Below are 24,331 nucleotides of genomic sequence, written 5' to 3'. Positions count from 1 at the left end.
ATGCGGCTGACCCGCAGGGGCGTCGCCGTCGGCGTCGCCGCGTTGGTGTTGTACGGGCTGGGGGAACTGGCCGGGCACCCACTGCCGAGGGCACTGGCCGGTGCCGCGCTGGGCGCGCTGCTGGCCGGGGTGGCCGTGACGTTCCGGCGGCCGAGGGTCGACGTGCACCGCGAGGTGCACCCGGACCGGGTGGAGAAGGGCAGGCCGGCACTGGCCCGGCTGCTCGTCGGCAACCCCGGAACCAGGCGGCAGGCCGGATTCACCGCGCGGGAACGGCTGGAACGCGACCTGTCGCTGGGCGTCACCGTCCGCCCGCTGGCTCCCGGTGCCACCGCGACCTACCACTACGAGCTGCCCACCTCGGCACGCGGCAAGCTGACGGTCGGCCCGCTCACGCTGGAACGTGCCGACCCGCTGGGCCTGGTCCGCCGCCCGCTGTCCACCGGCAGCACCGCCACGTTGTGGGTGCATCCCCGGGTGCACGCCGCCCGCGCCCTGGTCGGCGGGCATCCCCGCCACCACCACGAGGGCACCACCACCGACGACGCCCTGCGCGGGTCGTCGGACCTGCGTGATGTGCGGGAGTACGTCGTCGGCGACGAGGTGCGGCACCTGCACTGGAAGGCCACCGCGCGCACCGGGCAGCTGATGGTGCGCGACTACGTCGACCCCGACCAGCCGCGGTTCACGCTGCTGCTGGACACCCGCACCGCCGTGCTGTCCGCGCAGGAGTTCGAGGAGGCCGTCGAGGTGGCCGCGTCACTGGTCAGCGCCGCGGCGCGGGCCGGGCACCGGTGCCGGCTGCTCACCGCCGACGGCGAGGACCGCATGGTCTTCGGCGGGCCGCCCGCCGTCCGGCAGCTGATGGACGTGCTGTGCGAGGCGTCCCGGGGCAACGCGCCGGCGATGATCCCGGACGAGCTGGCCAAGCCGGGCCGCACCGGGCTGCGCGGCGGCTGCCTGGTGGTGGTGACCGGCCGTGCGGGCAAGGAGCACCTCAGCGGCCTGGCCACGCTGCGGCCGCACTACTCGTCGTTGTTCGTGATCGGCGTGGGCACCCACGGGCTCGGGGTCGACGGCCTCGGCGTGCACGGCGTCGCCGGGGTGGCCAAGGCCCGCAGCATCAGCGCCGTCGACGCCGAGTCGGCCATCCGGCAGTGGAACGCGGTGGTGTCGTGATCAGCCGGTCCCGCGTCGCGCAGGCGTGTGTGCTCGCCCTCGTGCTGCTGGGCGGGCTGCTGTTCGCGCCGGTGTTCACCTTCGGTGCCCTCTGGCTGCCGGCAGGCCTGGCCGTGCTGGTCGCGTTCGGGGTCGCCGAACTGTGCCGGCGCCTGCCCGGCCTGGTGCCGTGGCGGTCGCTGCTGGTGCTGGTGGCCGGGTTGCTCGCGGTCGCGGTGGCCGTGGTCGGCGTGCCCACCGGGCAGGCGTTCGGCGTGCTCGCCGACGGGGTTCTGCACGGCTGGCAGCTGACCCTGCAGTCGACCTGGCCCGCCCGGCCCGAACCGCGGCTGCTGGCGTTCGTGCCGGTGGCCGTCGTCGTCGCGGCCACGATCGGCCTGGAACTGCTGCACCGGCTGCGCAGCCCGCTGCCCGCGTTGCTGCCCGGGCTGGCGGTGATCGGGCTGAGCCAGGCGTACTCCGCGCTGAGCGCCGGTCCCGCGCTGGCCGTGGCGCTGGCCGTCGCGGCGGTGGCCGGGCTGCTGCTGGTGGACACCGGCGACCACGTCGGCGTGCGCGGGCAGCGGATCGCGTTGCTGGCCGCGCCCGCCGTCGCGCTCGGTGTGGTGGGGGCGCTGGCCGTCGGCATGGCCGACCCGCTCGGCAGGCCGGCGTGGTCGCTGAAGCAGGACGAGACCGCGCCGCTGTCCGCGGCGGCCGTGGCCAACCCGCTCGGCGAGATCGCCAGCAGGCTGACCCGCCCCGACGTCGAGGTGTTCCGCTACACCAGCGACGCCCGCCCGGCGTACTGGACGGTCGCCGTGCTGGACCAGTTCGACGGCGTCAGCTGGACCGCGGGCGGGAGCTTCCGCCGGGTCGGCGCCGAGCTGCCACCGGGGACCGGGGTGACCGTGCCGGTCCAGCGGCGCAGTGCCGCGGTGACCACGACCGGTGCGCTGGACGGGCCGTGGCTGCCCAGCCAGCCGCTGCCCGCGTCGGTCGGCGGGGTGGACCCGCTGGTCGACGAGGCCCGCGGCACCCTGGTCACCGCGGGCCCGCCGGCCCGCGCGGCCAGCTACACGCTGAGCTGGTGGGAGACCGAGCCGGCGCGGCTGTCCGGCGCGGCACTGGATCCGCACGCCCCCGGCGGGTTCGGCGCGCTCGGCGGGGTGCCGCCGGAGATCGAGAAGCTGGCCAGGGAGGCGGTCGGCGTGCGGCCGTCGTTCGAGGCGGCACTGGCGCTGGAACGGTTCTTCACCGACAACTACCGACTGGCCACCGGGCGGGACATCCCCACCGGGCACGCCTGGCCGCAGCTGCGGCGGTTCCTGCTGGAGACCAAGCAGGGCACCAGCGAGCAGTTCGCCACCGGCTACGTCGTACTGGCCCGCCTGCTGGGTATCCCGGCCCGGGTCGCGGTCGGCTACGGCGCGCCGCCGCAGCCGACGCCGGCCGGCGAGTTCGTGGTGCGCAACGCCGACGTCCTGGCCTGGCCCGAGGTCGCGGTGGCCGGGGTGGGCTGGGTTCCGCTGGACCCGATCGGCAACGCCGCCGCCGGCTCGGGCACCGGCGGCGGCCTGGCCGAGGTGACCGAGCGGGCCCGCGCGCAGCTCCCGCCGCCGCAGGAACTGCGGGACCCGCCGCTGCCGCCGGCCCCGCCGGGCGCGGGGGAGGAGCCCGGCGGTTCGTGGGACTGGCCGCTGGCCGCCGTGGTGGCCGGAGCCGTGCTGGCCGTGGTTGTCCTCGGCTGGCTGCTCGGGGTGCCGCTGGCGACGGCCGTGCGGTCGTGGCGCCGTCGCCGCCGCGGTGGTGCCGTCGCGGCGTGGGCCGAGGCCCGGGACCGGTTGCGGGCACACGGCGTCCCGGTGACGGTCGGCATGACCGTGCGCGATCTGGCCGCCGCGTCCGCACCGCTGACCAACGAGTCCACAGTGGACGCACTGCGGTCGCTGGCGGTGACCGTGGACGCGGCGCTGTGGTCGGGCGGCTCGGTCCCCGCCGGCCCGGCGTGGCAGGCGGTGCGGGCGGTCCGGAAGGGACTGTCCCGGCGACCGGCCGGCGCACGGCTGCGGGCGGCGTTCAACGCCCGCGCCCTGCTGCCCCCGCGATCGTGAGCGTGCCCGGCTGAGCGTCGAAGCACGTGAAGGCCACCTTCATTACGTCTGACGTGCTGAAGGTGGCCTTCACGTGCAGTGCGCGGGGGCGACAGGCGAGGCGGTCAGCGGCGGCAGGTGGCGCCGCGGAAGGGCTGGTACTGGCTGTTGTAGACGCCGCGCGCGTCGGTGCCCTGCACCAGGAAGCAGTACTGCTTGCCCGGCTCCACCGGCACCCGGGCCGACGTCTTGCGCTGCACCAGGATCGGCGGCCGCGGCTCCGGAAGGCCCTGCTCGGTGACGATGACGACGTAGAACAGGTTGTCCGGACCCCGCCAGCGCAGCTCGGCCTCGGTGCCGTGGTCGGCGGGCGGGTCCAGGTCCACCCGGCCGGTACCGGGCTGCGGTGCGGGCGCCGGGACCGGGGCCCCCACCGGCGGTTCGGCGGGGGGCGGCGGCTGTTCCTGCCCACCGAGCAGGAACACCGCGGCCAGCGCGGCGGCCAGCACCAGCCCGCCCGCGGCGAGGATCGCCGTGCGGTGCCGGGACAACGCCGGCCGGCGCTGCCCGCGGGGCTCGACCACGGCGATCGGCTCGGGCAGCACCGGCGCGGTCACCGGCGGCCGCGCGGCTGCCGGACCAGCGGTGTCCACAGTGGACTCAGCGGACCCGTTGACCAGCTCGCTCAGCCTGCGCGCGGCCGTGGCCGCGTCCGGGCGGTGCGCCGGGTCCTTGGCCAGCAGGACGGCCAGCAGCCCGGTCGCCGCCTGCGGGACGTCCGCGCGGGTCACCGGCGCCACCGGCTCGTTGAGCACCCGCAGGATGTGCTGACCCGGCTGCTCGCCGACCCGCGGCGGATGCGGCGACCGGCCGGTGAGCGCGAGATGCAGGATCGCGCCGAGGCCGTACACGTCGCCGCGCTCGTCCAGGGTGCCCGCACGCACCGCCTCCGGCGCCGCGAAGTCGACGGCCCGCCGGGACTCCCCGGGGGTGAACCGCTGCCGCAGCACCACCCCGAAGTCGGCCAGGACCGGTTCGCCGGACGGCAGCAGCAGCACGTTGCCGGGCGTCACGCCGCCGTGCACCTGACCGGCCTGGTGCGCCGCGGCCAGCGCGAGCGCGACAGCCTCGGCGATGACGAGCGCGTCGAGCACCGGCAGGCCCTGCCCGCCGGCGGTGAGGTCGGCCAGCGACTGGGCGGCCCGCGGCATCCACAGTGCCGGGCGGCCGTCCGGCAGCAGTTCCAGCTCGTCCGCCGACAGCACGGCCGCGACCGGGCGCAGTGCCTCCAGTGCGGCCAGTTCCCGGTCCAGCGCGGCACGGGTGTCGCGGTCGAGCGGCGCCGGGTAGACCTTCACCGCCGCCGCCTCGCCCGTCTCGGTGACGCCGGCGTAGACGGTGGCGACCGGGCCGGTGCCCAGCGGGGCGAGTGCGGGTGTGTTCATCTCGCCGCCCATCGTAGTGAACCCGGTAAGTAAGGCAGGCTAACTAGCGTGAGATTCGACCACCTGCTGCACTGCGTCGCCGACGTCGCGGCCGCCGTGGACGACTACACCGCGGCCGGGCTGCCCGCGCACACCAACGAACCGTTCGACGGCTTCCAGAACGGCGCGTGGCGCCCGGACGAGCGCTACGTCGAGATCCTGTCGGTCGTCGACCACGCCGAGTTCGCCGGTTCGGCGTTCGGCAGGGCCATGACCGGCTGGGCCGGCTGACCGGGATCGCGGCCGAGGGCACCGTGGTCCCGCTGCCCGGCGGGCACGCGCACTTCACCGAGGGCTCCGCCGACGCCATCACCACGCTGCTGCTCACCGGCCCGAACCCGCCCGAGACGACCCTGCACGGCCTGCGGCTGGCAGCAGCACCCGGACCGTAGCCCCGCCGCCCGGTGTCGCGGTGACCGACGCCGAACCGCCGTGTGCGGCCGCCACGGCCGCCACGATCGACAGTCCCAGCCCGGACCCGTGTCCACTGTGGACACCCCGGTGGAAGCGCTCGAACACCCGGTCCGCCTCGTCCGGGTCGATGCCGGGGCCGGTGTCGGCCACCTCGACCGACGCCCCGGCACGCACCCGCACCACGGCGGAGGCCTCGGGCGGGGTGTGCCGCAGGACGTTGTCCAGCAGGTTGGCCAGCAGCTGCCGCAGCCGGTCGGCGTCGCCGGTCACCGTCACCGGCCCGTCGTGCTCCAGCCGCAGGTCCCTGCCCGGCGCGGTGGCCAGCGCGTCGGCGACGGCGTCGGCGGCCAGCCCGGTCAGCTCGACCGGCTCGGCCCGCAGCGGGCGGCCCTGGTCGAGCCGGGCCAGCAGCAGCAGCTCGTCGACCAGCACCCCCATCCGCGCCGCCTCCGACTCGATCCGGCTCAGCACCTTCGCCAGGTCCTCCGGCCGGTCGGCGGCGCCGCGGCGGAACAGCTCGGCGTGGCCGCGGATGGTGGCGATCGGGGTACGCAGCTCGTGCGAGGCGTCGCCGACAAACCGCCGCAGCCGCTCTTCCGACGCCTCCCGCGCGTGAAACGCCGCCTGCAGTTCGTCGAGCATGCCGTTCAGTGCCGTGGCGACCGTGCCCACCTCGGTACCCGGCCGGGCGTGCGGGACCCGCCTGGACAGCTCGTCCGGGCCGACGTGCCGGGCCGCCTCGGCGATGCCGGCCAGCGGCCGCAGCTCCCGGCGGACCAGCCGCCAGGACAGCAGCGCGACGGCGAGCAACGCGGCGCCGCCGGAGATCAGCACGACGTTGCGGGTGCGGTCGAGCAGCTCGTCCGAGCTGTCCGTGCGGGCGCCGACCACGAGAATGTCCTGCCCGGCCCAGCTCGTCCGGACCAGCCAGCCGTCGGCGGGCTCGGCGAACCGCTCGCCGCCGGGCCGGTCCGGCCACAGCTCGGCGGGCAGCGGGTCGGGCAGCGTCAGGCCGCCCGGTCCCGACGACCGCAGCAGCCGGCCGTCCGGACCACGTAGCTGCAGCAGTGACGGCACGACGCCGTCGGCGGCCAGCCGCTGCCACACCGCGCCGGTGTCGCCGAGCCCGGTCGCCTCCACCTGGCGGCCCACGGCCGAGAGCACGTCGTCGTCCTGGCGGCCCTTCCAGTCCTGCAGCGCGCCGAACGTCGCCCCCAGCGCGACGACCAGCCCGGCGCTCAGCAGGCCGAGCACGGTGAGGACCAGCCGTGTCCGCAGGGTCATGACCCGGGCAGGCGGACGACGTAGCCGATCCGCGGGACGGTGTGGATGAGCGGCTGGCCCGCGGCGTCGACCTTGCGCCGCAGGTAGGAGATGTAGGTCTGCACGACACCGTCGTTGCCGCCGAAGTCGTACTGCCAGACGTGGTCGAGGATCTGCCGCTTGGTCAGTACCCGGCCGGCGTGCGCCACCAGGTACCGCAGCAGCGCGAACTCGGTCGGCGTGAGCTCGATGCGGGTGCCTGCCCGGCGGACCTCGTGTGCCTCGTCGTCGATCTCCAGGTCGGCGAAGGCCAGCCGCGCCGACCGGCCGCCGGGCTTGCTGCGCCGCAGCACCGCCCGCACCCGCACCACCAGTTCCTCCAGGCTGAACGGCTTGGTGACGTAGTCGTCGCCCAGCTGGTCGGACAGCCCGGCGATCTTGTCCTCGGTGGCGTCGCGCGCGGTGAGGAACACGACCGGCACGTCGACGCCGCGCTGGGTGCGCCAGCGCCGGCACAGGTCGAACCCGGACCCGTCGGGCAGCATCACGTCCAGCACGACCAGGTCCGGCGCGTAGGCGGTCACCAGCTCGTCGGCCTGCCGGACGGTGCCCGCCATGGCGGTGTCGAAGCCGTCGTAACGCAGCGCGGTCGCCACCAGGTCGGCGAGGTAGGTCTCGTCGTCGACGACGAGCACGCGGGTCGGTGGTGGGCTCATGGGGACAGTCTGACCGCAGGCGGCGCCGCGGACCGGCATTCACAGAGAACTCCCAGATCGCTCGCACGGCGGCCGCAGAGCCGGCTGGTGCGCTGGACGGCATGGAGAACTTGGAGAGACTGTCCCGGTTCGTGCTCGGGCACCGCAGGCTGACCGTCGTGGTCGCCCTGCTGCTGGCGCTGGGCGGCGGTGGCGCGCTCGCCGTGCTGCTGCCGACGGTGTCGGAGAGCAACAGCTACCCCGGCCTGCCCGGCTACGAGGCCAACCAGCGCATCCTGGACACCTACGGCACCGGCGGCTACGAACGGCCCTACCTCCCGGTGATCACCCTGCCCGAGGGCGCCACGGTCGACGACGAGGCCGTGACGGCCGCGCTGCGCCGCGGGTTCGCCGAGGTCGCGGCCGCCACCGGCGCCCGCGTGGTGTCCTATGTGGACACTGGTGACCGCGGGTTCACCGGGGACGGCGGCCGCACCACGTTCGCCCTGGTGTTCGGCGGCCCGGTCGAGCAGGGCGGCCTGCCCGGCAGCGCCCTGGGCGAGGACGCCGGGCTGGACACCGCCGTCGACGCCGCACTGCGGCCCCGGCTGCCACCCGGCGCCCAGCTGTGGGTGACCGGCCTGGACCCGCTGGCCACCGGCGCCGACACCGGCGGGCTCGACGTCTCGGTGAAGCTGCTGGTCACCATCGGCCTGGCCGTGCTCGTGCTGGGCTGGGTGTTCCGCTCGGCGCTGGCACTGGTGCCGTTGCTGACCGCGCTGATCGCGCTGCCCGTGTCACTGCTCGGGCTGCTGGCCGCGGCGCTGGTGGTGGACATCCACGAGACGACGCTGACCATGGTGCCGCTGTTCGGCCTCGGCATCGCCATCGACTACGCGCTGATCCTGGTCACCCGCTGGCGGGAGGAACGCGCCCGCGGCATCGACGGTGACGAGGCCGTGCACCGGGCGATGGCCACCGCCGGGCGGGCCGTCGTGTTCTCCGGCGTCGCGGTCGGGATCGGCCTGCTGGCCATGCTGGTGCTGCCGATCCCGCTGCTGCGCAGCCTCGCCGTCGGCGGCGCCGCCGTGACCGCGGCCAGCGCGGCCGTCACGCTGACCGTCCTGCCGCTGCTGCTGTCGCGTGCCCGGCCCCGCGGAGCCGCCCGGGAGCAGCGCGGCTGGACGGCGTGGGCCCGGCTGGTCGTGCGGTGGCGCAGGCCGCTGGCCGCCGGTGCGGCCGGGCTGCTCGCGGCGCTGTCGCTGGTGGCGCTGGGCATCAACCTGAACCTGCCGGTCACCGGGGACCTGGCCCGCACCGGCCCCGGCCACGCCGGGCTGAGCGCACTGCGCGACGCCGGTGTCCCCACCGGGCCGCTGACCGCGTTCGACGTGTACGTCCCGCCGGGCACCGACCCCGGCGCGGTGGCCGCCACACTGCGGGCGGTGCCCGGGGTGCACGCGGTGGCGGCACCGTCCGGCCCGGCCTGGCGGCGGGACGGCTCGGCGCTGCTCACCGTGCTGCCCGCCGACGAGGCGGGCACGCCGGCCGGGCGGGACACCGTGCACCGCGTGCGGGCGGCCGTGCCCGGTGGCGTCGCGGTCGGTGGCAACGCCACCCAGCAGCTGGACTACCTCACCGTCACCTACGGAGCGTTCCCGTGGATGCTCGCGGTGCTGGCCGTGCTCACGTTCGTGGTGCTGGCGCGGGCGTTCCGCTCGCTGCTGCTGCCGCTGAAGGCCATCGCGCTCAACCTGCTCTCGCTCGGCGCCGTGCTCGGGGTGCTGGTGATCCTGTGGCAGTGGGGCTGGGGAACCGAGGCGCTGCTGGGAATCCAGCCCGACGGCGTGATCGGCACGTTCGTCCCGATCACCGTGTTCGCGTTCCTCTACGGGCTGTCGATGGACTACGAGGTGTTCATCCTCGCGCGGATGCGGGAGGAGTACGACCGCACCGGGTCCACAGTGGACGCCGTGGTGGCCGGGGTCGGCCGCACCGGGCGGCTGGTGACCGCGGCGGCGCTGATCCTGTTCTTCTCGTTCGCGTCGATGGCACTCGGCGGGGAGCTGGACGTCGCGGTGTTCGCCTCCGGGGTGGGGCTGGGGATCCTGCTCGACGCGACGCTGATCCGGTCGGTGCTGCTCCCGGCGACCGTGGCGATGCTGGGCCGGTGGAACTGGTGGCTGCCCGGCTGGGCCGCCCGGATTCTCAGGCTTGACCTCAACAAAGGTTCAGGGTTCAGGGTGGAGGCGACTACGACACGGGAGGTTGTTCATGAGGGTGATCGCGGCGTCGGCGTTCGGCGGTCCGGAGGTGCTCGGGGTGCGTGAGGCACCCGATCCGGTGGCGGGGCCGGGCACCGTCGTGCTCGACGTGTCCCACGCCGAGGTGTTGTTCCTGGACACCCAGCTACGCGCCGGCTGGGGCGGGGAGTACTTCCGGCTCGAGCCGCCGTTCGTGCTCGGCGCCGGGGTCGCGGGCACGGTGCGGTCGCTGGGTGACGGGGTGGACGCGAGCTGGGCGGGCCGGCGGGTCGTCGCGCACCTCGGCTTCTCCGGCGGCTACGCCGAGCGGGTGGAGGCGGCGGTGGCCGATCTGGTGCCGGTCCCCGAGGGCGTGGCGGCCGAGGCGGCGCTGGCGGCACTGCACGACGGCGCCACCGCGCTGGGTGAGCTGGAGGGGGCGGCGCCGCGGCCGGGGGAGCGGGTGCTGGTGACGGCCGCCGGTGGCAGCCTCGGGTCCTGGCTGATCCCGCTCGCCCGGGCCGCCGGTGCCGAGGTGATCGCGGCCGCCCGCGGGGAACGCAAGCTCGCCGCCGCCAGGGAACTGGGCGCGCACGCGGTCGTCGACTACAGCCGTCCGGAGTGGACGGACGGGCTGAGCGCCGACGTCGTTTTCGACGGCATCGGCGGCGCGATCGGCAGGGCGGCGTTCGACGTCACCGCCCGCGGCGGCCGGTTCCGCGCCTACGGCGCCGCGAGCGGTGACTTCGCGGGCGTCGAGGCGGACGAGGCCCGCGCCCGGGGTGTGGCGCTGTCCGGGATCGTGTCCTCGCCGTCGGGCGAGGAACGGTCCCGGCTGATGAAGCTGGCGATGGAGCGGATCGCGTCCGGCGCGGTGCGCCCGCGCGTGGGCGCCACGTTCCCGCTGGAGCGGGCCCGCGACGCCCACGCCGCGATCGAGGCACGCACGGTCGTCGGCAAGACGGTGCTGACCGTCTAGTTGGGGCTGTCAGCCGTGGCGGCGCTGTCGGCGGTGTTGTCCGGCGACGGGGGCGCGGGCGCGGCGGCGGGCGAGTCCGCGGAGTCGTTGACCGAGGCGGCGGGGGAGTCCGCCGACTCCGGCGAGTCGTCCACCGCCGCCGCCTGCTGCGGAGCCGGGTCGTACTGCTGGACCACCGGCGCCGGCCGCGAGTCGTGCACCGGGCCGCTGTCGGCGGCGACAGCCACCGCGGTGCCGAAACCGGCCAGCGCGAGCGTGGCACCGGCGACGATCCAGGGACGCTTGCTGTTCATGTGTTCTCCTCTTCTCGGGGTTCAGGCTCGGTCGAGCCACTGTTCGGCCAGTGCCACCCGCTGCTCGGTGCGGGCGGGCCAGCCGGGTTCCTGCACCCGGTGAGGCCCGGTGGCCAGCGAGAGCACCACCGCCGCGGTGCGCCGTGCCAGCGCCGCCGGGTCGGTGCTCCGGGTGAGGTGGCGGTGGACGCGGTCGCGCAGGTCGTCGACCCGCGGGCGCAGGGCCGGGCGGGTCTGCGCGAGGACCGCGAGGTGGGCCAGCAGGCAGGCCTCGTCGTCGAGTCGTTCACCGCGCCCGGCGGTGTCCAGGTCGAGCAGGCCGGTGACCAGCCCGTCGCGGACCATCAGCTGGCTTTCGTAGAAGTCGCCGTGGACGGGCACGCCGGGTCCCTCGGGTTCACCGTGGTCGACGGCCCGGGCGATCGCGTGCACCCGGCCGGCCAGGCCGGGGACGGCGTCGGCGAGCACACCGGCGTAGTGGCCGGCCTTCTGCCCCCAGGTGCGCCGGCGTGGCCCGGCTGCCAGCGCGGGCGGCAGGCCGTCCAGCGCCGCGGTGACGCTGTCCGGGTCCAGCGGCACCGGGCCGTCGCCCCCGGCCAGCAGTTCCTCGCGCAGGGTGCGGCCGGGCAGCCCGGCCAGCAGCACCAGGCCGTCGTCGGTCCAGCCCAGCGACTCCGGCACGGCGGCGCCCTCGGCCAGCCGGTGCCTGCGGTGCAGGCCGGCGGCCCGCGCGGGCGGCACCACCTTGACGAACACCCGGCGCCTGCCGGGCAGGCCGAGTTCCACCACCGCGCGGCGGCGCGGCCGGTAGGCCCGCACGCGGACCCGCACCGGGCCGTCGGCCCGCACGCCGCTGCGCAGCACCAGCCGCCGGGCCCGCTCGGGGTCGCAGGCCACCGGCAGCCCGGGCAGCGCGGGGTCGAACGGGAACCGCCACATGCCGATCTCGGTGGTGCCGTCGCTCAGCCGGGCGACGCCGCCGGGCAGGTCACCCGAGCAGGCGCCGAACGTCTCGCCGGTCACCGTGCCGTCCGGCCAGCGCACGCGGGCCGAGTAGCTGACGGTGGTGCGCCTGCCGGGCTGGTGGTCGACCTGGGTGGCCGACCACTGCTCGACGACACCGCCTGCCTCGGCGAGTACCGCGCCGAGCAGGTCGCCCGCGGTCTCGCCGGTCAGCAGGGTCAGTGGTGCGGCCATGACCCCACTGTGCGAGCCGCGGATGACACGCCGGTGAGCCGTTGATGAGGACTCTTTAACCTCAGCTGGGCGCGGGCACCACGGCGTCGGCCGGCGTCTTGTCGTGCCGCAGGCCGCGCCAGGCGGTGTGCCGCAGCCGCTGGTCCTTGGTGAAGTGGCGGTACTCGACCTCGCCGACCAGCTCCGGTTCGACCCAGCGCGCCAGCCGCGCCCGGTCCCGGGGCACCTCGGTGCCGAACGGGCTGGTCCGCCGCGCCAGCGGCGCCAGCCTGGCCAGCAGGTCGTCCAGTGCCCGGTCGGTGAACCCGGTGCCGACGTCGCCGATGTAGACCAGGCTGCCGTCGGTGTCGTACGCGCCCAGCAGCAGCGCGCCCAGGCCACCCGAGCGGCGCCCCTCACCGGGCCGCCAGCCGCCGATCACCACTTCCTGCTTCGACGTCAGCGCGTACTTGACCCAGTGCGGCGAGCGCCGCCCCGGCTGGTACGGCGAGGACAGCCGCTTGGCGACGATGCCCTCCAGCCGCCGCTGCCGGACCACCGCGAGCAGGTCGTCCGGGTCGACGTCGTGGCCGCTGAACCACGGCGGCAGCACCAGCTGCCGCGAGTCGGCGATGTCCAGTTCCTCCAGCCGTGCCCTGCGGTGCTCGTACGGCGCGGCCAGCAGCGTCTCCTCGCCCAGCCGCAGCAGGTCGAACACGAAGTAGGTCACCGGTGTCCGGGCCACCAGCGCCGGGCTGGGGCCCTGCTGGTGGCGGGTCTGCATGAGGTTGAACTCGGGCCTGCCCTCGGCGTCGAGCGCGACCAGCTCACCGTCGAGGATCGCCGGTTTGCCGCCCAGCGTCCCGGCGAGCACCCCGGCCAGTTCCGGGTACTTGCCGGTGATGTCGTTGCCCAGCCTGCTGTGCAGCCGGGTGGTGCCGTCGGCGGCGACGGTCATGCAGGCCCGGAAACCGTCCCACTTGAACTCGTAACCCCACTCGCCCGTCGGCGGCTTGCCGTCGGAGGCGAGCATCGGGGCGATCGGTTCCGGAGTGGACACCGGCGAAGCCTAACCCGGTGCGTGACAGGATGCCGGGATGTCGATCAGTCCCCACCGTGCCGCCGTCCTGGCACTGCACTGGCAGCACAACGTCATCGAGCCCGGCGGCTTCTTCGGGCCGCTGCTGGCCGAACCGGTCGCCCGCGACGGCGTCGTCGGCCGCGCCACCCGGTTCCACCAGCGGATGAGCGAGGCCGGTGTCCCGCTCGTGTTCACCCGGTTCACCGTCCCCGACGACGGCGGCGCGCTGGTGGGCAACACGGCGTTCATGCGGTCGGTCGAGGCCGGCCGCGCCGCGTTTCACCCGGACGGGACCGGCTCGCGGATCATCGAGCCGATGGACGGCACGGCCACGCGGGTGGTCGACAACCAGAAGCTGTCCGGCCTGGCCGGTAACGACCTGCCGGAGTGGCTGACCGCCAGGGGGATCGACACCCTGCTGGTCACCGGCGTGGCCACCAACCTCACCGTGGAGCAGACCTGCCGGCACGCCACCGACCTCGGCTTCACCGTGCACCCGGTGTCGGACTGCTGTGCCGCCGCGACGCCGGAGACCCACGCGGTGTCGCTGGCCAACCTGGAGCTGACCACCGCGGGCTGCCTGACCGCCGAGGAGGTCAGGACCGCTCTTCGCACCACGTCCTGAGCGAGGCCGCCTCGGTCTCGACGGCCCGCCGGATGGTGCGCCCGGCGAGCAGGCCGGTCAGCGGCGCCAGGATCCCGGTGACGGTGAACCCCAGCGTCACCACCACGCCGGAGCCGTCGCCGGACAGGCTGTGATCGGCGGACAGGCGCAGGCCCGGGCCCGTCGTGGTCCAGGTGAACGACCGGCCGGGCTCCAGTTCGGTGACCGTCCAGGTGCGGACCGGCTGGCCGGGCTGGTGGACCTCGGCGGTGCTGCCCACCCGCAGCTCACCGGTGTCGGCGCGGGTCACCTCCCGCATCGTCGGGGTCCACTCGGGCCACCGTTCGACGGTGCTGATCGTGCGCCAGACCAGCTCGGCCGGCGCCTGGACGGTCGTGACCACCTCGTGTCGCATGGGCCGGACTGTACGGCGTCCAGCCTGTGACCCGGATCACGTATCCGCGGCCGGGCCGGGCCGTGTCCCTGGGGCATGAGTGTTCAGCTGGCCGCACGGCCGCGTGCCCTGGTCGTGGCCTCCGCGGCCGTGTCGGCGGTGATCGTGGCCGTTCTCGCGGTCACCGGCGGGCTCGCGGCGATCGACCTGCAGGTCTACCGCTTCGGCGTCGCCGCGTTGTTCTCCGGCGCGGACCTCTACGGCGAGCTGGCCGCCACCACGGCGGGGATCTGGCTGCCGTTCATCTACCCGCCGTTCGCCGCGCTGGTGCTCGCCCCGCTGGCCGCGCTGCCCTGGCCGGTGGCCGCGGCGCTGGTGACGCTGGCGTCGGTCGCCGCGCTGGCGCTGACCTGCCATGTCGTGGCGCGCCGGCTGTGGCCCGCCGCCCCTGCCGGGCCGCTCGCGGCCGCGGTCCCGGTGGCGCTGCTGTGCGAACCGGTCCGGTCCACGCTGGGGTTCGGCCAGGTCAACCTCTGGCTGATGGCCATGGTGGTCGCGGACTGCCTGCTGCCGCGCACCCGGTGGCCACGTGGCCTGCTGGTCGGCCTCGCCGTCGCGATCAAGATCACCCCGGCCGCGTTCCTGCTGTTCTTCCTGCTGCGCAAGGACTTCCGCGCCGTCGCGACGGCGGCGGCCACGGTCGCCGCGACGGTGCTGGCCGGCGTGCTGGCCGCGCCGGAGGCCTCGGCGCGGTACTGGTTCGGCGAGCTGTTCACCGCGTCCGGGCTCAGCGGCTCGCCGTTCGTCACCAACCAGGGGATACCGGGGGCACTGGCCCGGCTGGACCTGCCGCCCGCGGCACACCTGGCCGTCACCCTGGTGCTGGCGGCGGGGGTGGCCTGGGCGGCCGTCACCGCCATGCGACGGCTGGACCCGCCGGAGGCGCTGCTGGTCAACGCGACGGCCGCGCTGGTGCTCTCGCCGATCTCCTGGTCCCATCACTGGGTGTGGGTGGTGCCTGCCGCGCTGGTCCTGATCACCCGCCGCTCCCGGTGGGTCGCGGCGGCGCCGGTGTTCGTGCTGCCACCGCAGTCCTGGCTGCCCTCGGCGGAGCACCGGGAACTGGCCTGGGCGCCGTGGCAGCACCTCGCAGGCAACGCCTACCTGCTCACCGGTCTCGCCGCGCTCGCCGGCGCGGCCTGGCTCGGCAGGAGACACGCCGGTGAGCACTGAGCGCGAGTTCACCGCCTACGTGACCGGGCAGCTGCCCCGGCTGCGGGCGATCGCCCTGGGCCTGTGCGGCGACGCGCACCGCGCCGACGACGTCGTCCAGGTCGCCATCACCCGGCTGTACCTGCACTGGTGGCGGGCGCGCCGGGCAGGCGACCTGGACGCCTACTGCAGGCGGATCGTCGTGCGCACGTTCCTCAACGAGCAGCGCCGCCGGTGGGCGGCGGTGCGGCTGGTGGGCGGGCCCGCCGAGCTGCCGCAGGCCGCGGGCGAGCGGCCGGACGTCGAGACCCGGCAGGTGCTGCGCGCGGCACTGGACCGGCTGCCGCCGAAACAGCGGGCGGTCCTGGTCCTGCGGTTCCTCAGCGACCTGCCGGTGGCCGAGGTCGCCAGGGCCGTCGGCTGCTCGGAGGCGAGTGTGAAAGGCCAGACCCGGCACGGGCTACGGCGGCTGCGTGACCTGCTCGGCGCGCGGGTGCCGGAATGGACGGAGGTGCACCGGTGACCGACCACGACCGCGAGCTGGCGGAACTGCTGGCGCCGCTGCGGGTCTCCCCGCCTGAAAAATCCACTGTGGACGTCGAGGCGGCGGTGCGTGCCGGGCGTGCGCGCCGCCGCGCCCGCATCGCCGCCGGCGGGATCGCCGCCGTGCTGGTGGTCCTGGCCGGTGTCCTGGTGCCGGGACTGTTCCGTGGCTCATCGGCCCCCGAGGACGTCACCCCCGCGGGCTTCGGCGAGTTCGACCCGTTCCAGCGGGCACTCGTCGTCGGATCGGCCGGTGGCTACACGCCGGTCGGTTACGAGACCGGGCGGTACCGGCAGACCGTCCAGCTCGGCCTGGAGCGGTCCGGGGTGGGCGGCGGCACGGTCACCGTCTACGCGCGGGGCCGCGGACCGTCGCCGGGCAACGGCTTCGTCTGGGACGGGATCACCAGGGGCGGGCAGGGCCCGTCGCCGGTGTACTACCGGCACCAGGGCGACGTCGTGACCATGGCCTGGGAGTGGCAGCCCGGCGCCTGGGGCTATGTCGTGCTCGACGGCCCGTTCGGCGACCTGGACGCCAGGGCGCGGCGGGTGGCCGAGAGCGTCGCACCCGGCGGCGAGCGGCCGCGGTTCCCGTTCACCGTGCCCGCCCCCGGCGGCGGGCTGCGGCCGGTCGGGATCCGGGGCCAGGACGGCGAGGCCCCCGTCCTGCTCTACGCCACCGGTGAGCGGATCGACCCGCCCGGTGAGCCGGTGCGCGCACTCGCCGTCGGCGTCCGGAGTGGACTCGTCCCGGGGGAGAAGCTCCCGCAGACCGGCGAACTCGCCGGGCACGCGGTGTCGGCCCAGCCCGACTCGTTCACCGTCTTCGGGGTCGGCGCGGGTCTGTCGGTGACCGCGCGGGCCGATCCGCCCGGCGACCTCGCCGGCTACGGCGGGCCCGGCGTGGTCCAGGACCTGGCCGCCGCGGTCGAGCTGGTACCCGACCCGGCGGACCCGGCGTCCTGGACGGCGAACCCGGTCAGGGCTTGATGCCCACACCGGGGATGTGACTCCACAGCCACGACTCCAGGCCGCTCATCGCCGGCCAGTGCCGCTGCCCCGGCCGGGGCGCCACCCGGTCCTCGAAGGCGGCAGGCCGGTAGCCGGGGTCGAAGTGGCAGCCGGTGCCGTAGCGGGCGTCGAAGGCCGGGCAGGCGGCGGCCACCGACGCCGGCGTCGGCGCCCGGCCGGTGTCGATCCACCGCTGCAACGCGTCGACGGCGGCGGCGTAACCGGACGGGCTGAGCGCGCTGTGCTCGCGTTCCCTGGTGAACGTCTGGACCAGCAGCCCGGACCGGCCGGTCGCCCGCAGCGTCGCCCGGTAGGCCGACTCCTGCTCGACGAACACGGTCGGGTCGTCGATGGCGTGCAGGCTCAGCACCGGGATCGGCACCTCGCCGGTCAGGTCGCTGTCGTAGGCGAGGTCGCGGCGGGCGGCCGGGTCGGCCGCGAACCGGGCCACGCCGCGGTTGAGCGCGGCGTCGTCGTGGGAGCCGGTGTAGCGCACGCCGACGTTGCTGAACGGGTTGCGCCCGCCCAGCCGCGTTCCCACCATGTCCCGGAAGGTGAACGTGGCGAACTGCAGGTGCGAGGCCAGCGTGCGTTCCGGGATGCGGGTCACCGCGAGGATGTCGCTGAGGTTGCGCTGCTGGACGGCCGTGCGCCGCTCGGGCGGTGACTGGTAGCCGGTGCACTCCTGCAGCCGCGCCCGCAGGTCGGCAGTGGTCATCGCCGAGTCCGCGGGCAGGCCCGTCCACAGTGGATACTGCGGTTCGTCCGGCCGCGGGTGGTTGCGGCAGTAGTACTGGTACACCACCCGCAGGTCGACCCGGTGGTTGTAACCCCGGGTGCCGCCCGCGACGGCACCGTTGGTGAGCAGCACGCCCGCGTAGTGGCGCCCGTACAGCTCGGCGGTCTTGGCGGCGATGTTGCCGCCCCAGGACTGCCCGTGCAGCAGTGTCCGGCGGGGTGTGCCGAACGCCGAGCCGAACAGCCTGCGCAGGTTCTCGGTGTCCTCGGCGCCCATGCGGGTGCCGTAGCCGCCCCGCCGGTAGGAGCTGCCCGCCCAGGCGTAGCCCTGGTCGACCATGACCGCCCAGCGGCTCAGGTCCTCGCTGGTGCGTTCCGGCGAGGCGGCCCCGAGGTCGGGCCCGCCGTGGGCGTGCATGACCAGCGTTCCGTTCCAGGACCGGGGAAACGCGATCAGGTAGTAGGCGCCCGCGGCGTCCTTGCCGCCGAAGCAGCGGGTGCCCGCGGGCAGCTTCTCCGGGCAGTCCGCGGGGGAGGGGCCGCCACCGCCGGCGGCCGCCGCGGGCGTGAGCCCGGCCAGCAGGACCGCGCTCGCCACGCAGACCAGTGCCGCACGTAGTCGGGTCACCGTCGACCTCCTCGCAGCAGGGCGCCTCGTCGCGCCGACCGCTGTGACCCTAGACACGGCCCGCCGGTACCACCGGAGTTGTGTAGATAAAGAACATGGCCGCTCGCGCGGGTGCGAGCGGCCATGTCCGGTGCGTCGGTCAGCTGCCGCCCGCGGCGGTGTAGATCGCGCTGACCAGCGAGTTGGCGCCGGAGGCGTCCTGGGACAGCTCCCAGTTCATGATGCCGCCGGCGTTCGCCCTGGCCCACTGGGTCTTGCGCTTGATCGTGGGGATGCCGTTGTAGCACTGCTGGGTGCCGCTCACGGTGACGCAGTCGCGGTTGGCGTTGGCCGGGTTCTGGGCGACCAGCTGGGCGTAGGTCTGGTAGCCGGGCCTGCTGTAGAACGGCACGCCCAGCACGGCCTTGTTCGCCGGCAGGCCGCGCTGCTTCCAGCCGTTGACCGAGGCGATCGACCAGTCGTAGTTGGCGTGCGGGCTGCCGCCGTCGTAGGCCATGATGTTGAGGAAGTCGACCAGGCCGAACACCGCGGGCTGCACGCCGTTGGCCGTGCCGCCGCCGGAGACCACCGCGGCGGTCAGCAGCTTGCCCCTGCTGTGCATGGCGGTGCTCAGCTGCCGCATCAGCGCGGTGAAGTTGTTCGCCGACTGCCCGGGATCCGGGTACTCCCAGTCGATGTCCACCCCGTCGAGGTTGTACTGGTTCACGACGTTGACCAGTGCGTTGACGAAGGTGGTCCGGCTGTTCGCGTTGGCGGCCAGGGCCTCGAACGCCGAGTCGTTGCCGTCGTTCCAGCCACCGACGGCCAGCGACACCTTGACGCCGTTGGCGTGGCCCTGCGACACCAGCGAGCGCAGCTTGTTCGGGTCGGGAACGGCCTGCAGGGAGCCGTTGGCGTTGGGCAGCACGAACGCGTAGTTGATGTGGGTGAGCTTGCGGTACTGGATGGAGTTGACGCTGCCCGACCACGACGGCATGTAGCCGACGCTGCGGAAGCCGGCGGGCAGGTCGGCGGCCGGAGCCGGTGCGGCCGTCGCCGCGGTTCCGGTCAGCGTGGCCAGCGCGGTGGCCACGGCCAGGCCCGCGGCGGCCCACCGGACACGGCGGGCGGAGGCCAGGCGGGGCGAGTTCCCGTTGACGCCGGCCATCGCAGGTGTCCTCATCGACACGATCCCTTCACTGGGCGGGGTGGCGGCGGCGGTCTTGAACTTACTTCATGTCTTTCACCAAGTCATCAGCGACTTTGGGTAATACCCAACAAAAGTTAGGGTCGGGGAATGCGATCGCTTGCCATCCTCGACGCGCCGTCCAACCTCGGCCTGCGCCCGCCAGGTGACGGTCTGGTGCCCGGCTGCTACAAGCTCGCCGGTGCGCTGCGGGACCAGGGACTGCTGACCCGGCTGGGCGCGCGCGACGCCGGCTGCGTCACGCCGCCGCGCTACGACCGAGGGGGCTGGCAGCCCGGTGACGGGGTGTTCAACGCCGCCGCCATCGCCGGCTACAGCCGCGTGCTCGCCGGCCGGGTGGAGGCGCTGCTGGACGCCGGGGAGTTCCCGGTGGTGCTGGGCGGGGAGTGCAGCATCCTGCTCGGCCCGGCACTGGCGCTGGCGCGCCGGGGCCGCTACGGCGTGGCCTACCTGGACGGGCACGGCGACTTCCGGCACCCCGGCAACGTCGGCGCCGTCGGCCCGGTCGGTGCCGCGGGCGGGGAGGCGCTGGCGCTGGTCACCGGCCGCGGCCAGGCCGACCTGACCGACCTGGAGGGCCGCGGGCCGTACGTGCGCGACACCGACGCGGTCGTCTACGGCGTGCGTGACGACGACGCCTTCCTCGAAGAGCTGCGTGCGGCCGGGATTCCGGTGTGGGAGACCGCCAGGCTGCGGGCGGAGGGGCCGGCGCGGGCGGCCAGGGCGGGTGTCGAGCACCTGGCCGGGTTGGACGGTTTCTGGCTGCACCTGGACGTCGACATCCTCGACCCGGCGATCATGCCCGCCGTCGACAGCCCCGACCCCGGCGGCCTCGACGGGCCGGAGTTCACCGAGCTGCTGGCGACGCTGGTCGCCGCGCCCGGCTGCGTCGGCATGCACGTGGGCATCTTCGATCCCGACCTCGACCCGGACGGCCGCCTCGCCGCCACCCTCGCCGACCTCCTGGTGGAGGCCCTGACCCGCGCCTGACGCTCGTGAAGGCCACCTTCATTACGTCACACGTGGTGAAGGTGGCCTTCACGAGCATCCGGCTGTCACCGCGCTTGTAACTGCACCAACCGGTCGGTACAGTTACGCCCATGAGACCGAGTTCGAGGACGGCCATTCTGGACGCCGCGGTGCGGCTGGCCGAGCGGGACGGGGTGGGCAGCCTGACGCTGGAGGCGGCCGCGCAGGAGGCGGGGCTGAGCAAGGGCGGGCTGATCTACCACTTCGCGGGCAAGGACGCGCTGATGCTCGCGGTGGTCGAGCACATCATCGGCGGCTGGGAGGAGGCGATGCTGCGCGAGCTGGGCAAGCCGTTCGACGAGGCCACGCCCGGTGAGCGGGTCCGCGCCTACACGCAGGTGTTCGCCGGTGCCTCCGCGAGCAGGGCGGACATGGAGATCCTGGTCGACTCGCTGCACAACGAGGCACTGCTCGCCCCGTGGCGCGCCATGCTCGACCGCTGGGTCGCCGAGCCGAAGTCCACTGTGGACGACGCGGCGGTGGACCGGGTGGTCGCCCGGCTGGCGGCCGACGGGCTGTGGTTCGCCGAGGCCACCGGCACCAGCGGCATCGGCACCCGGATGCGGGCGGCCGTCCTGCGGCGGATCGGCCTGCTGGCGCGGGGTGACCGGCGATGAACAGGTGGACGCTGCTGACCGGCGCGATCGCGCTGGAGGTGGTTGCCACCCTGTCGCTGCGGGCGTCGGAGGGCTTCACCCGCCCGTGGTGGCTGGTCGCGGTCGTCGCCGGGTACGCGGGCGCCTTCGCCGCCGTGGCGCGGGTGCTGCGGCTGGGCATGCCGGTGGGCGTCGCCTACGGGATCTGGGCCGCGTCGGGCGTGGCGCTGACCGCGGTGGGCGGCGCGGTGCTCTTCGGCGACTCGCTCACCTGGGTCATCGGCCTGGGCATCGTGCTCGTCATCGGCGGGGTGCTGCTGGTCGAGTTCGGCGCGCAGCGCGCGGGAGGTGGCTGAACGTGGTGTGGCTGCTGCTGGTCGCCGCCATCGGGCTGGAGACGACGGCGACCCTGTCCATGAAGGCGTCCGACGGGTTCACCCGCAGGGCGTGGATCCTCCCGGTGGTGCTCGGGTACGCCGCCTCGTTCGCGCTGCTCGGCGCCGTGCTGGGGATGGGAATGGGCGTCGGTGTCGCCTACGGGATCTGGGCCGCGTCCGGCGTCGCGCTCACCGCCGTGCTCGGCCGGGCGTTCTTCCGCGACCCGCTCACCCCGCCGATGATGGCCGGGATCGCGCTGATCGTCGGCGGCGTCCTGATGATCGAGCTGGGCCATGGTTAGCTACCTGCGCCTGTGGGCGCACGCCCGGATCGGCCGCGACCCGTTCTGCCGCCTGCAACTGCCCGGCGGGCTGCGCGACCCCTACCCGCTCTACCGGCGGCTGCGGGAGCGAGGCCCGGTGTCGCGCAGTCCGGTGGGCGTCTGGTCGGTGGTCGGGCACGAGGCCGCGGGCAGGATCCTGCGCGACCGCCGGTTCGGCGTCCGCGACACGCCCTACGAACGCGACGACACCGCGGAACTGGGCTACCACCCCGGCGCGGAGTACGACTACTCCCTGCTCGCCCTCGACCCGCCCGACCACGGCCGGGTCCGCAAGCTCGCCCTGCCCGCGTTCAGTCCGAAAAGGATGGCAAGCTACCGCGGCAACATCGAGCGGGTCACCGACCGGCTGCTCGGCGAGGCGCTGCGCGCGGGCCGGTTCGACCTGATCGCCGACCTCGCCCTGCCGCTGCCGGTCGCCGTGATCGCCGACCTGCTGGGCATCCCGGACGAGGACGCGGGCACCTTCCGCCGCTACGGCCAGGTCGTCGCCGGCTCGCTGGACGGCGTCCGGTCGCGGGCCCACGCCAGGCAGGTCGCCCACGCGACCAGGGAACTGGACGGGCTGTTCGCCAGGCTGCTGCGGCAGCGGGCGGCCGATCCCGGCGAGGACGTCATCAGCACGCTGGCCGCGGACCTCGAGCAGACCCGCATCGCGCCGCACGAGGTGCTGGCGCTGTGCCGGATCCTGCTGATCGCGGGCTTCGAGACCACGGTCAACCTGATCGGCAACGGCACGCAGGCCCTGCTGCACAACCCCGGCCAGTGGGAGCTGCTGCGCGACGACCCGGAGCTGGCGGGCAACGTCGTGGAGGAGACGCTGCGGTACGAGTCCCCTGCCCAGGCCACGGTGCGTTTCGCACAGTCCGAAGTGGAACTCGGCGGCAGGCGGATCGCGGCGGGCGAGGAACTCTACGTCTTCCTCGGTGCCACCGGCCGCGATCCCGAGGTGTTCACCGATCCCGACCGGTTCGACATCGAACGGGAGCGGCCGGTCGACCACCTCGCGTTCGCGGCGGGCCCGCACTACTGTCTCGGCGCACCGCTGGCGCGGCTGGAGGGCGAGATCGTCTTCCGCGCGCTGGCTCAGCGCATGCCCGGCCTCACCGGCGCCGGCAAGGCCCGGTACCGCGCGATGTCGCTGCGTGGCCTGGAAACCCTGCCGGTCGCCGCCTGAGTTCCCTGGCCGGTCAGTGCCGGCGCACCGAGAGCGCGACGAACGCCGCCGCGGACACCACGGTGGCGACGATGGCCATGACCAGCGCCCACGGGTCCGGCAGCCGCAGGGTGAGCAGCAACTCGGTGGTCGTGGCACCGGTCAGCTTGAAGATCAGCGGAATGACCCCCAGGTAGATCCCGGCGAACGCGGCGACCGACTGGGCGATGTTGGCGCCACCCTGACCGTCGGCGGGTGGCGGTGGTGGTGCGTCCATGTTCTCGTCCTCCGATTGCTGGGTGAGACCCACAGCCTGGCGATCCGCCGCCACTGCCGTGTCGGTCGATGGTTGACAGTTCGCCGCCGAAAGCAGGCTTCGTGTCTAGGCTGGGGGAATGGGGGCGATCGTGGGACGGGCGGCCCGGGCCGCCTTCGTCTGGCTCAGTGAGCTCGACCGGGCGCGGGTGTACGAGCAACCCGCCGGCTCGTCGGGGCGGTCGGCACGCGACTGGGTGGCCGACGTCGGCTGTGTCGCGCTGGCCGTCGCCTGGGCGGTTCCGCTGATCGTGTGGTTCGCCGCCCAGAACGCCGGCGCCGGTCCGCTCGAGGTGGTCAGCGTGGTGCTCGGCGTGGCCAGTTGCGCCCTGCTCTGGGTGCGCCGGCAGTGGCCGGTGCCGGTCGCGTTGATCATGCTGCCGATCGGCCTGATCTCCCCGCTGGCGATCGTGTCGACCTCGATCGCCATCTTCACCGTGGCGGTCCACGCCTCGGTGTGGATGACCGTCGCGCTCACCGTGGCGCACACCGTCACGGCGGCGCTGTACTACCAGGTGTGGGGTCAGGAGCTGACCCTGACCAGGCTGCTGATGGCGGCGCTGATCACCACGGCGCTGTCGTCGTGGGGCATGTTCATCGGCGTGCGACGCCGGCTGCTGGACTCGCTGCGGGACAAGGCCCGCCGCACGGAGGAAGACGCTCTGGCCCGCGCCGACCAGGCTCGCCGGGCCGAGCGCACCCGCATCGCCAGGGAGATGCACGACATCGTGGCGCACCGGATCTCCATGGTCAGCCTGCACGCCGGCGCGCTGGAGTTCCGCAAGGACCTCGACCGCGAGACGATCGACCGCACACTGGCGCTGATCCGCACCAGCGCGCACCAGGCGATGATCGAGCTGCGTGGCGCGATCGGCGTTCTGCGGCAGCGCGGTGACCACGACGAGTTCGACGGCGGGCTGCTCAGCCGGCCGTCCATGGCCGGCCTTCCGGCGCTGATCGCGGAGGCCGCGGAGGCGGGGATCGAGGTGATCGCCGAGTTCGACCCGGCGCGGTTCGCCGAGGTCGGCGGGAGTTCCGGCAGGACCGCCTACCGCGTGGTGCAGGAGGCGCTGACCAACGCCGCCAAGCACGCGCCCGGCTCGGCCGTGCGGGTGCGGATCACCGGCGAACCGGGCGAGGGGATGGACATCAGCGTGCGCAACACCCGCGGCGGGGCGGGTCCGGCGTCGTGGGCGCGGGGGAGCGGAACCGGGCTGATCGGGCTGGAGGAACGCACCGCGCTCGCGGAGGGACGGTTTCACGCCGGCGGTACCGGCGACGGTGGGTTCGCCGTCGAGGTGTGGCTGCCCTGGCGGGAATGA

At 74.5% G+C, this 24,331-nt stretch carries 25 protein-coding genes; 15 read left to right on the top strand and 10 right to left on the bottom strand.

Annotated elements, in window-relative coordinates; genetic code table 11:
- Together EWH70_RS24520 and EWH70_RS24515 are read left to right on the top strand one after the other, a co-directional pair.
- Positions 1-1,179 carry a DUF58 domain-containing protein gene (locus EWH70_RS24520; protein WP_130477831.1) on the top strand — a complete coding sequence of 393 codons (1,179 nt, stop codon included), beginning with the start codon at positions 1-3 and terminating at the stop codon, positions 1,177-1,179.
- Positions 1,176-3,272 (top strand): transglutaminase TgpA family protein, encoded by a 2,097-nt coding sequence (locus EWH70_RS24515; RefSeq protein ID WP_130477830.1) that lies wholly within the window; start codon positions 1,176-1,178, stop codon positions 3,270-3,272. Before EWH70_RS24520 ends, EWH70_RS24515 begins: the two co-directional genes overlap by 4 nt.
- A 104-nt stretch (positions 3,273-3,376) precedes the next feature.
- On the opposite strand, the gene EWH70_RS24510 is transcribed toward EWH70_RS24515, so the two are convergent.
- A complete protein-coding gene (locus EWH70_RS24510) occupies positions 3,377-4,696 on the bottom strand; it encodes a serine/threonine protein kinase (RefSeq protein WP_165436394.1) in 1,320 nt (439 codons plus the stop codon).
- Between the two features lie 48 nt (positions 4,697-4,744).
- Here EWH70_RS24510 and EWH70_RS35880 point away from each other — a divergent pair, with 48 nt between their 5' ends.
- Positions 4,745-4,966 (top strand): VOC family protein, encoded by a 222-nt coding sequence (locus tag EWH70_RS35880; protein ID WP_205669238.1) that lies wholly within the window; start codon positions 4,745-4,747, stop codon positions 4,964-4,966.
- 93 nt (positions 4,967-5,059) lie between these two features.
- Here the strand turns inward: EWH70_RS35880 and EWH70_RS24500 are convergent, their stop codons facing one another.
- Both EWH70_RS24500 and EWH70_RS24495 read right to left on the bottom strand, forming a co-directional pair.
- Positions 5,060-6,433, bottom strand: coding sequence for a sensor histidine kinase (locus tag EWH70_RS24500; protein ID WP_130477828.1), 1,374 nt, complete (start codon positions 6,431-6,433; stop codon positions 5,060-5,062).
- Positions 6,430-7,128: a response regulator transcription factor gene (locus EWH70_RS24495; RefSeq protein ID WP_130477827.1), complete on the bottom strand. Its 699-nt coding sequence runs from the start codon at positions 7,126-7,128 to the stop codon at positions 6,430-6,432. The genes EWH70_RS24500 and EWH70_RS24495 overlap by 4 nt, the downstream gene beginning before the upstream one ends.
- 101 nt (positions 7,129-7,229) lie before the next feature.
- On the opposite strand from EWH70_RS24495, the gene EWH70_RS24490 reads away from it, so the two are divergent.
- Together EWH70_RS24490 and EWH70_RS24485 are read left to right on the top strand one after the other, a co-directional pair.
- Positions 7,230-9,437, top strand: a complete 2,208-nt coding sequence (locus tag EWH70_RS24490; protein WP_205669236.1) for an MMPL family transporter — start codon at positions 7,230-7,232, stop codon at positions 9,435-9,437.
- A complete protein-coding gene (locus EWH70_RS24485; protein WP_130477826.1) occupies positions 9,382-10,329 on the top strand; it encodes a zinc-binding dehydrogenase in 948 nt (315 codons plus the stop codon). Before EWH70_RS24490 ends, EWH70_RS24485 begins: the two co-directional genes overlap by 56 nt.
- On the opposite strand, the gene EWH70_RS24480 is transcribed toward EWH70_RS24485, so the two are convergent.
- The 3 genes from EWH70_RS24480 to ligD form a co-directional block, all read right to left on the bottom strand.
- Complete coding sequence (locus EWH70_RS24480; protein WP_130477825.1) at positions 10,326-10,622, bottom strand: hypothetical protein; 297 nt, start codon at positions 10,620-10,622, stop codon at positions 10,326-10,328. The two genes, EWH70_RS24485 and EWH70_RS24480, sit on opposite strands and share 4 nt — an antisense overlap.
- A 21-nt stretch (positions 10,623-10,643) precedes the next feature.
- Positions 10,644-11,819 carry a phosphotransferase gene (locus EWH70_RS24475; protein WP_205669235.1) on the bottom strand — a complete coding sequence of 392 codons (1,176 nt, stop codon included), beginning with the start codon at positions 11,817-11,819 and terminating at the stop codon, positions 10,644-10,646.
- A gap of 61 nt (positions 11,820-11,880) precedes the next feature.
- Positions 11,881-12,858, bottom strand: a complete 978-nt coding sequence (ligD, locus tag EWH70_RS24470; protein WP_240687200.1) for a non-homologous end-joining DNA ligase — start codon at positions 12,856-12,858, stop codon at positions 11,881-11,883.
- A gap of 37 nt (positions 12,859-12,895) precedes the next feature.
- Here ligD and EWH70_RS24465 point away from each other — a divergent pair, with 37 nt between their 5' ends.
- Positions 12,896-13,504, top strand: coding sequence for a cysteine hydrolase family protein (locus tag EWH70_RS24465; protein ID WP_130477824.1), 609 nt, complete (start codon positions 12,896-12,898; stop codon positions 13,502-13,504).
- On the opposite strand, the gene EWH70_RS24460 is transcribed toward EWH70_RS24465, so the two are convergent.
- Positions 13,476-13,898: an SRPBCC family protein gene (locus tag EWH70_RS24460; RefSeq protein WP_130477823.1), complete on the bottom strand. Its 423-nt coding sequence runs from the start codon at positions 13,896-13,898 to the stop codon at positions 13,476-13,478. The two genes, EWH70_RS24465 and EWH70_RS24460, sit on opposite strands and share 29 nt — an antisense overlap.
- 75 nt (positions 13,899-13,973) lie before the next feature.
- On the opposite strand from EWH70_RS24460, the gene EWH70_RS24455 reads away from it, so the two are divergent.
- From EWH70_RS24455 to EWH70_RS24445, 3 genes are read left to right on the top strand one after another with little or no spacing between them, the layout of a single operon-like run.
- Positions 13,974-15,110 (top strand): glycosyltransferase 87 family protein, encoded by a 1,137-nt coding sequence (locus EWH70_RS24455; RefSeq protein ID WP_130477822.1) that lies wholly within the window; start codon positions 13,974-13,976, stop codon positions 15,108-15,110.
- The gene (locus EWH70_RS24450; RefSeq protein ID WP_130477821.1) at positions 15,100-15,612 is read left to right on the top strand and encodes a SigE family RNA polymerase sigma factor; all 513 of its coding nucleotides are present in this window, start codon (positions 15,100-15,102) and stop codon (positions 15,610-15,612) included. The genes EWH70_RS24455 and EWH70_RS24450 overlap by 11 nt, the downstream gene beginning before the upstream one ends.
- On the top strand, positions 15,609-16,622 hold the full coding sequence (locus EWH70_RS24445; protein WP_130477820.1) for a hypothetical protein: 1,014 nt from the start codon (positions 15,609-15,611) through the stop codon (positions 16,620-16,622). The genes EWH70_RS24450 and EWH70_RS24445 overlap by 4 nt, the downstream gene beginning before the upstream one ends.
- On the opposite strand, the gene EWH70_RS24440 is transcribed toward EWH70_RS24445, so the two are convergent.
- On the bottom strand, positions 16,612-18,009 hold the full coding sequence (locus EWH70_RS24440; RefSeq protein WP_130477819.1) for an alpha/beta hydrolase: 1,398 nt from the start codon (positions 18,007-18,009) through the stop codon (positions 16,612-16,614). The genes EWH70_RS24445 and EWH70_RS24440 overlap by 11 nt on opposite strands.
- A gap of 139 nt (positions 18,010-18,148) precedes the next feature.
- Positions 18,149-19,171, bottom strand: coding sequence for a glycosyl hydrolase family 18 protein (locus EWH70_RS24435; RefSeq protein ID WP_205669234.1), 1,023 nt, complete (start codon positions 19,169-19,171; stop codon positions 18,149-18,151).
- Positions 19,172-19,285: 114 nt separating this feature from the next.
- On the opposite strand from EWH70_RS24435, the gene EWH70_RS24430 reads away from it, so the two are divergent.
- From EWH70_RS24430 to EWH70_RS24410, 5 genes are all read left to right on the top strand, one after another.
- Positions 19,286-20,185: an arginase family protein gene (locus tag EWH70_RS24430; RefSeq protein WP_130477818.1), complete on the top strand. Its 900-nt coding sequence runs from the start codon at positions 19,286-19,288 to the stop codon at positions 20,183-20,185.
- A gap of 110 nt (positions 20,186-20,295) precedes the next feature.
- Positions 20,296-20,841, top strand: coding sequence for a TetR/AcrR family transcriptional regulator (locus tag EWH70_RS24425; protein WP_130477817.1), 546 nt, complete (start codon positions 20,296-20,298; stop codon positions 20,839-20,841).
- Positions 20,838-21,176 (top strand): DMT family transporter, encoded by a 339-nt coding sequence (locus tag EWH70_RS24420; RefSeq protein ID WP_130477816.1) that lies wholly within the window; start codon positions 20,838-20,840, stop codon positions 21,174-21,176. The genes EWH70_RS24425 and EWH70_RS24420 overlap by 4 nt, the downstream gene beginning before the upstream one ends.
- Before the next feature lie 2 nt (positions 21,177-21,178).
- On the top strand, positions 21,179-21,499 hold the full coding sequence (locus EWH70_RS24415) for a DMT family transporter (protein WP_130477815.1): 321 nt from the start codon (positions 21,179-21,181) through the stop codon (positions 21,497-21,499).
- A complete protein-coding gene (locus EWH70_RS24410; protein WP_130477814.1) occupies positions 21,492-22,715 on the top strand; it encodes a cytochrome P450 in 1,224 nt (407 codons plus the stop codon). Before EWH70_RS24415 ends, EWH70_RS24410 begins: the two co-directional genes overlap by 8 nt.
- A 13-nt stretch (positions 22,716-22,728) precedes the next feature.
- Here the strand turns inward: EWH70_RS24410 and EWH70_RS24405 are convergent, their stop codons facing one another.
- A complete protein-coding gene (locus EWH70_RS24405) occupies positions 22,729-22,971 on the bottom strand; it encodes a hypothetical protein (RefSeq protein ID WP_130477813.1) in 243 nt (80 codons plus the stop codon).
- Positions 22,972-23,089: 118 nt separating this feature from the next.
- Between EWH70_RS24405 and EWH70_RS24400 the strand changes: the two genes are divergently transcribed.
- Positions 23,090-24,331 (top strand): sensor histidine kinase, encoded by a 1,242-nt coding sequence (locus EWH70_RS24400; protein ID WP_130477812.1) that lies wholly within the window; start codon positions 23,090-23,092, stop codon positions 24,329-24,331.

This window comes from Amycolatopsis suaedae, from assembly GCF_004214935.1.
Taxonomy (GTDB): domain Bacteria; phylum Actinomycetota; class Actinomycetes; order Mycobacteriales; family Pseudonocardiaceae; genus Amycolatopsis; species Amycolatopsis suaedae.
The sequence above is the reverse complement of the archived record's forward strand: the minus strand, read 5'-3'. Positions and strand labels throughout refer to the sequence as shown.

Excerpts from the sequence above, each read along its gene's own strand:
- EWH70_RS24485 (WP_130477826.1), top strand. The coding sequence starts at position 9,382 with ATGAGGGTGATCGCGGCGTCGGCGTTCGGCGGTCCGGAGGTGCTCGGG.
- EWH70_RS24480 (WP_130477825.1), bottom strand. The coding sequence starts at position 10,622 with ATGAACAGCAAGCGTCCCTGGATCGTCGCCGGTGCCACGCTCGCGCTG.
- EWH70_RS24455 (WP_130477822.1), top strand. The coding sequence starts at position 13,974 with ATGAGTGTTCAGCTGGCCGCACGGCCGCGTGCCCTGGTCGTGGCCTCC.
- EWH70_RS24420 (WP_130477816.1), top strand. The coding sequence starts at position 20,838 with ATGAACAGGTGGACGCTGCTGACCGGCGCGATCGCGCTGGAGGTGGTT.
- EWH70_RS24465 (WP_130477824.1), top strand. The coding sequence starts at position 12,896 with ATGTCGATCAGTCCCCACCGTGCCGCCGTCCTGGCACTGCACTGGCAG.
- EWH70_RS24405 (WP_130477813.1), bottom strand. The coding sequence starts at position 22,971 with ATGGACGCACCACCACCGCCACCCGCCGACGGTCAGGGTGGCGCCAAC.
- EWH70_RS24490 (WP_205669236.1), top strand. The coding sequence starts at position 7,230 with ATGGAGAACTTGGAGAGACTGTCCCGGTTCGTGCTCGGGCACCGCAGG.
- EWH70_RS24495 (WP_130477827.1), bottom strand. The coding sequence starts at position 7,128 with ATGAGCCCACCACCGACCCGCGTGCTCGTCGTCGACGACGAGACCTAC.
- EWH70_RS24500 (WP_130477828.1), bottom strand. The coding sequence starts at position 6,433 with ATGACCCTGCGGACACGGCTGGTCCTCACCGTGCTCGGCCTGCTGAGC.
- EWH70_RS24400 (WP_130477812.1), top strand. The coding sequence starts at position 23,090 with ATGGGGGCGATCGTGGGACGGGCGGCCCGGGCCGCCTTCGTCTGGCTC.
- EWH70_RS24510 (WP_165436394.1), bottom strand. The coding sequence starts at position 4,696 with ATGAACACACCCGCACTCGCCCCGCTGGGCACCGGCCCGGTCGCCACC.
- EWH70_RS24430 (WP_130477818.1), top strand. The coding sequence starts at position 19,286 with ATGCGATCGCTTGCCATCCTCGACGCGCCGTCCAACCTCGGCCTGCGC.
- EWH70_RS24520 (WP_130477831.1), top strand. The coding sequence starts at position 1 with ATGCGGCTGACCCGCAGGGGCGTCGCCGTCGGCGTCGCCGCGTTGGTG.
- EWH70_RS24410 (WP_130477814.1), top strand. The coding sequence starts at position 21,492 with ATGGTTAGCTACCTGCGCCTGTGGGCGCACGCCCGGATCGGCCGCGAC.
- EWH70_RS24475 (WP_205669235.1), bottom strand. The coding sequence starts at position 11,819 with ATGGCCGCACCACTGACCCTGCTGACCGGCGAGACCGCGGGCGACCTG.
- EWH70_RS24460 (WP_130477823.1), bottom strand. The coding sequence starts at position 13,898 with ATGCGACACGAGGTGGTCACGACCGTCCAGGCGCCGGCCGAGCTGGTC.
- EWH70_RS24435 (WP_205669234.1), bottom strand. The coding sequence starts at position 19,171 with ATGAGGACACCTGCGATGGCCGGCGTCAACGGGAACTCGCCCCGCCTG.
- EWH70_RS24425 (WP_130477817.1), top strand. The coding sequence starts at position 20,296 with ATGAGACCGAGTTCGAGGACGGCCATTCTGGACGCCGCGGTGCGGCTG.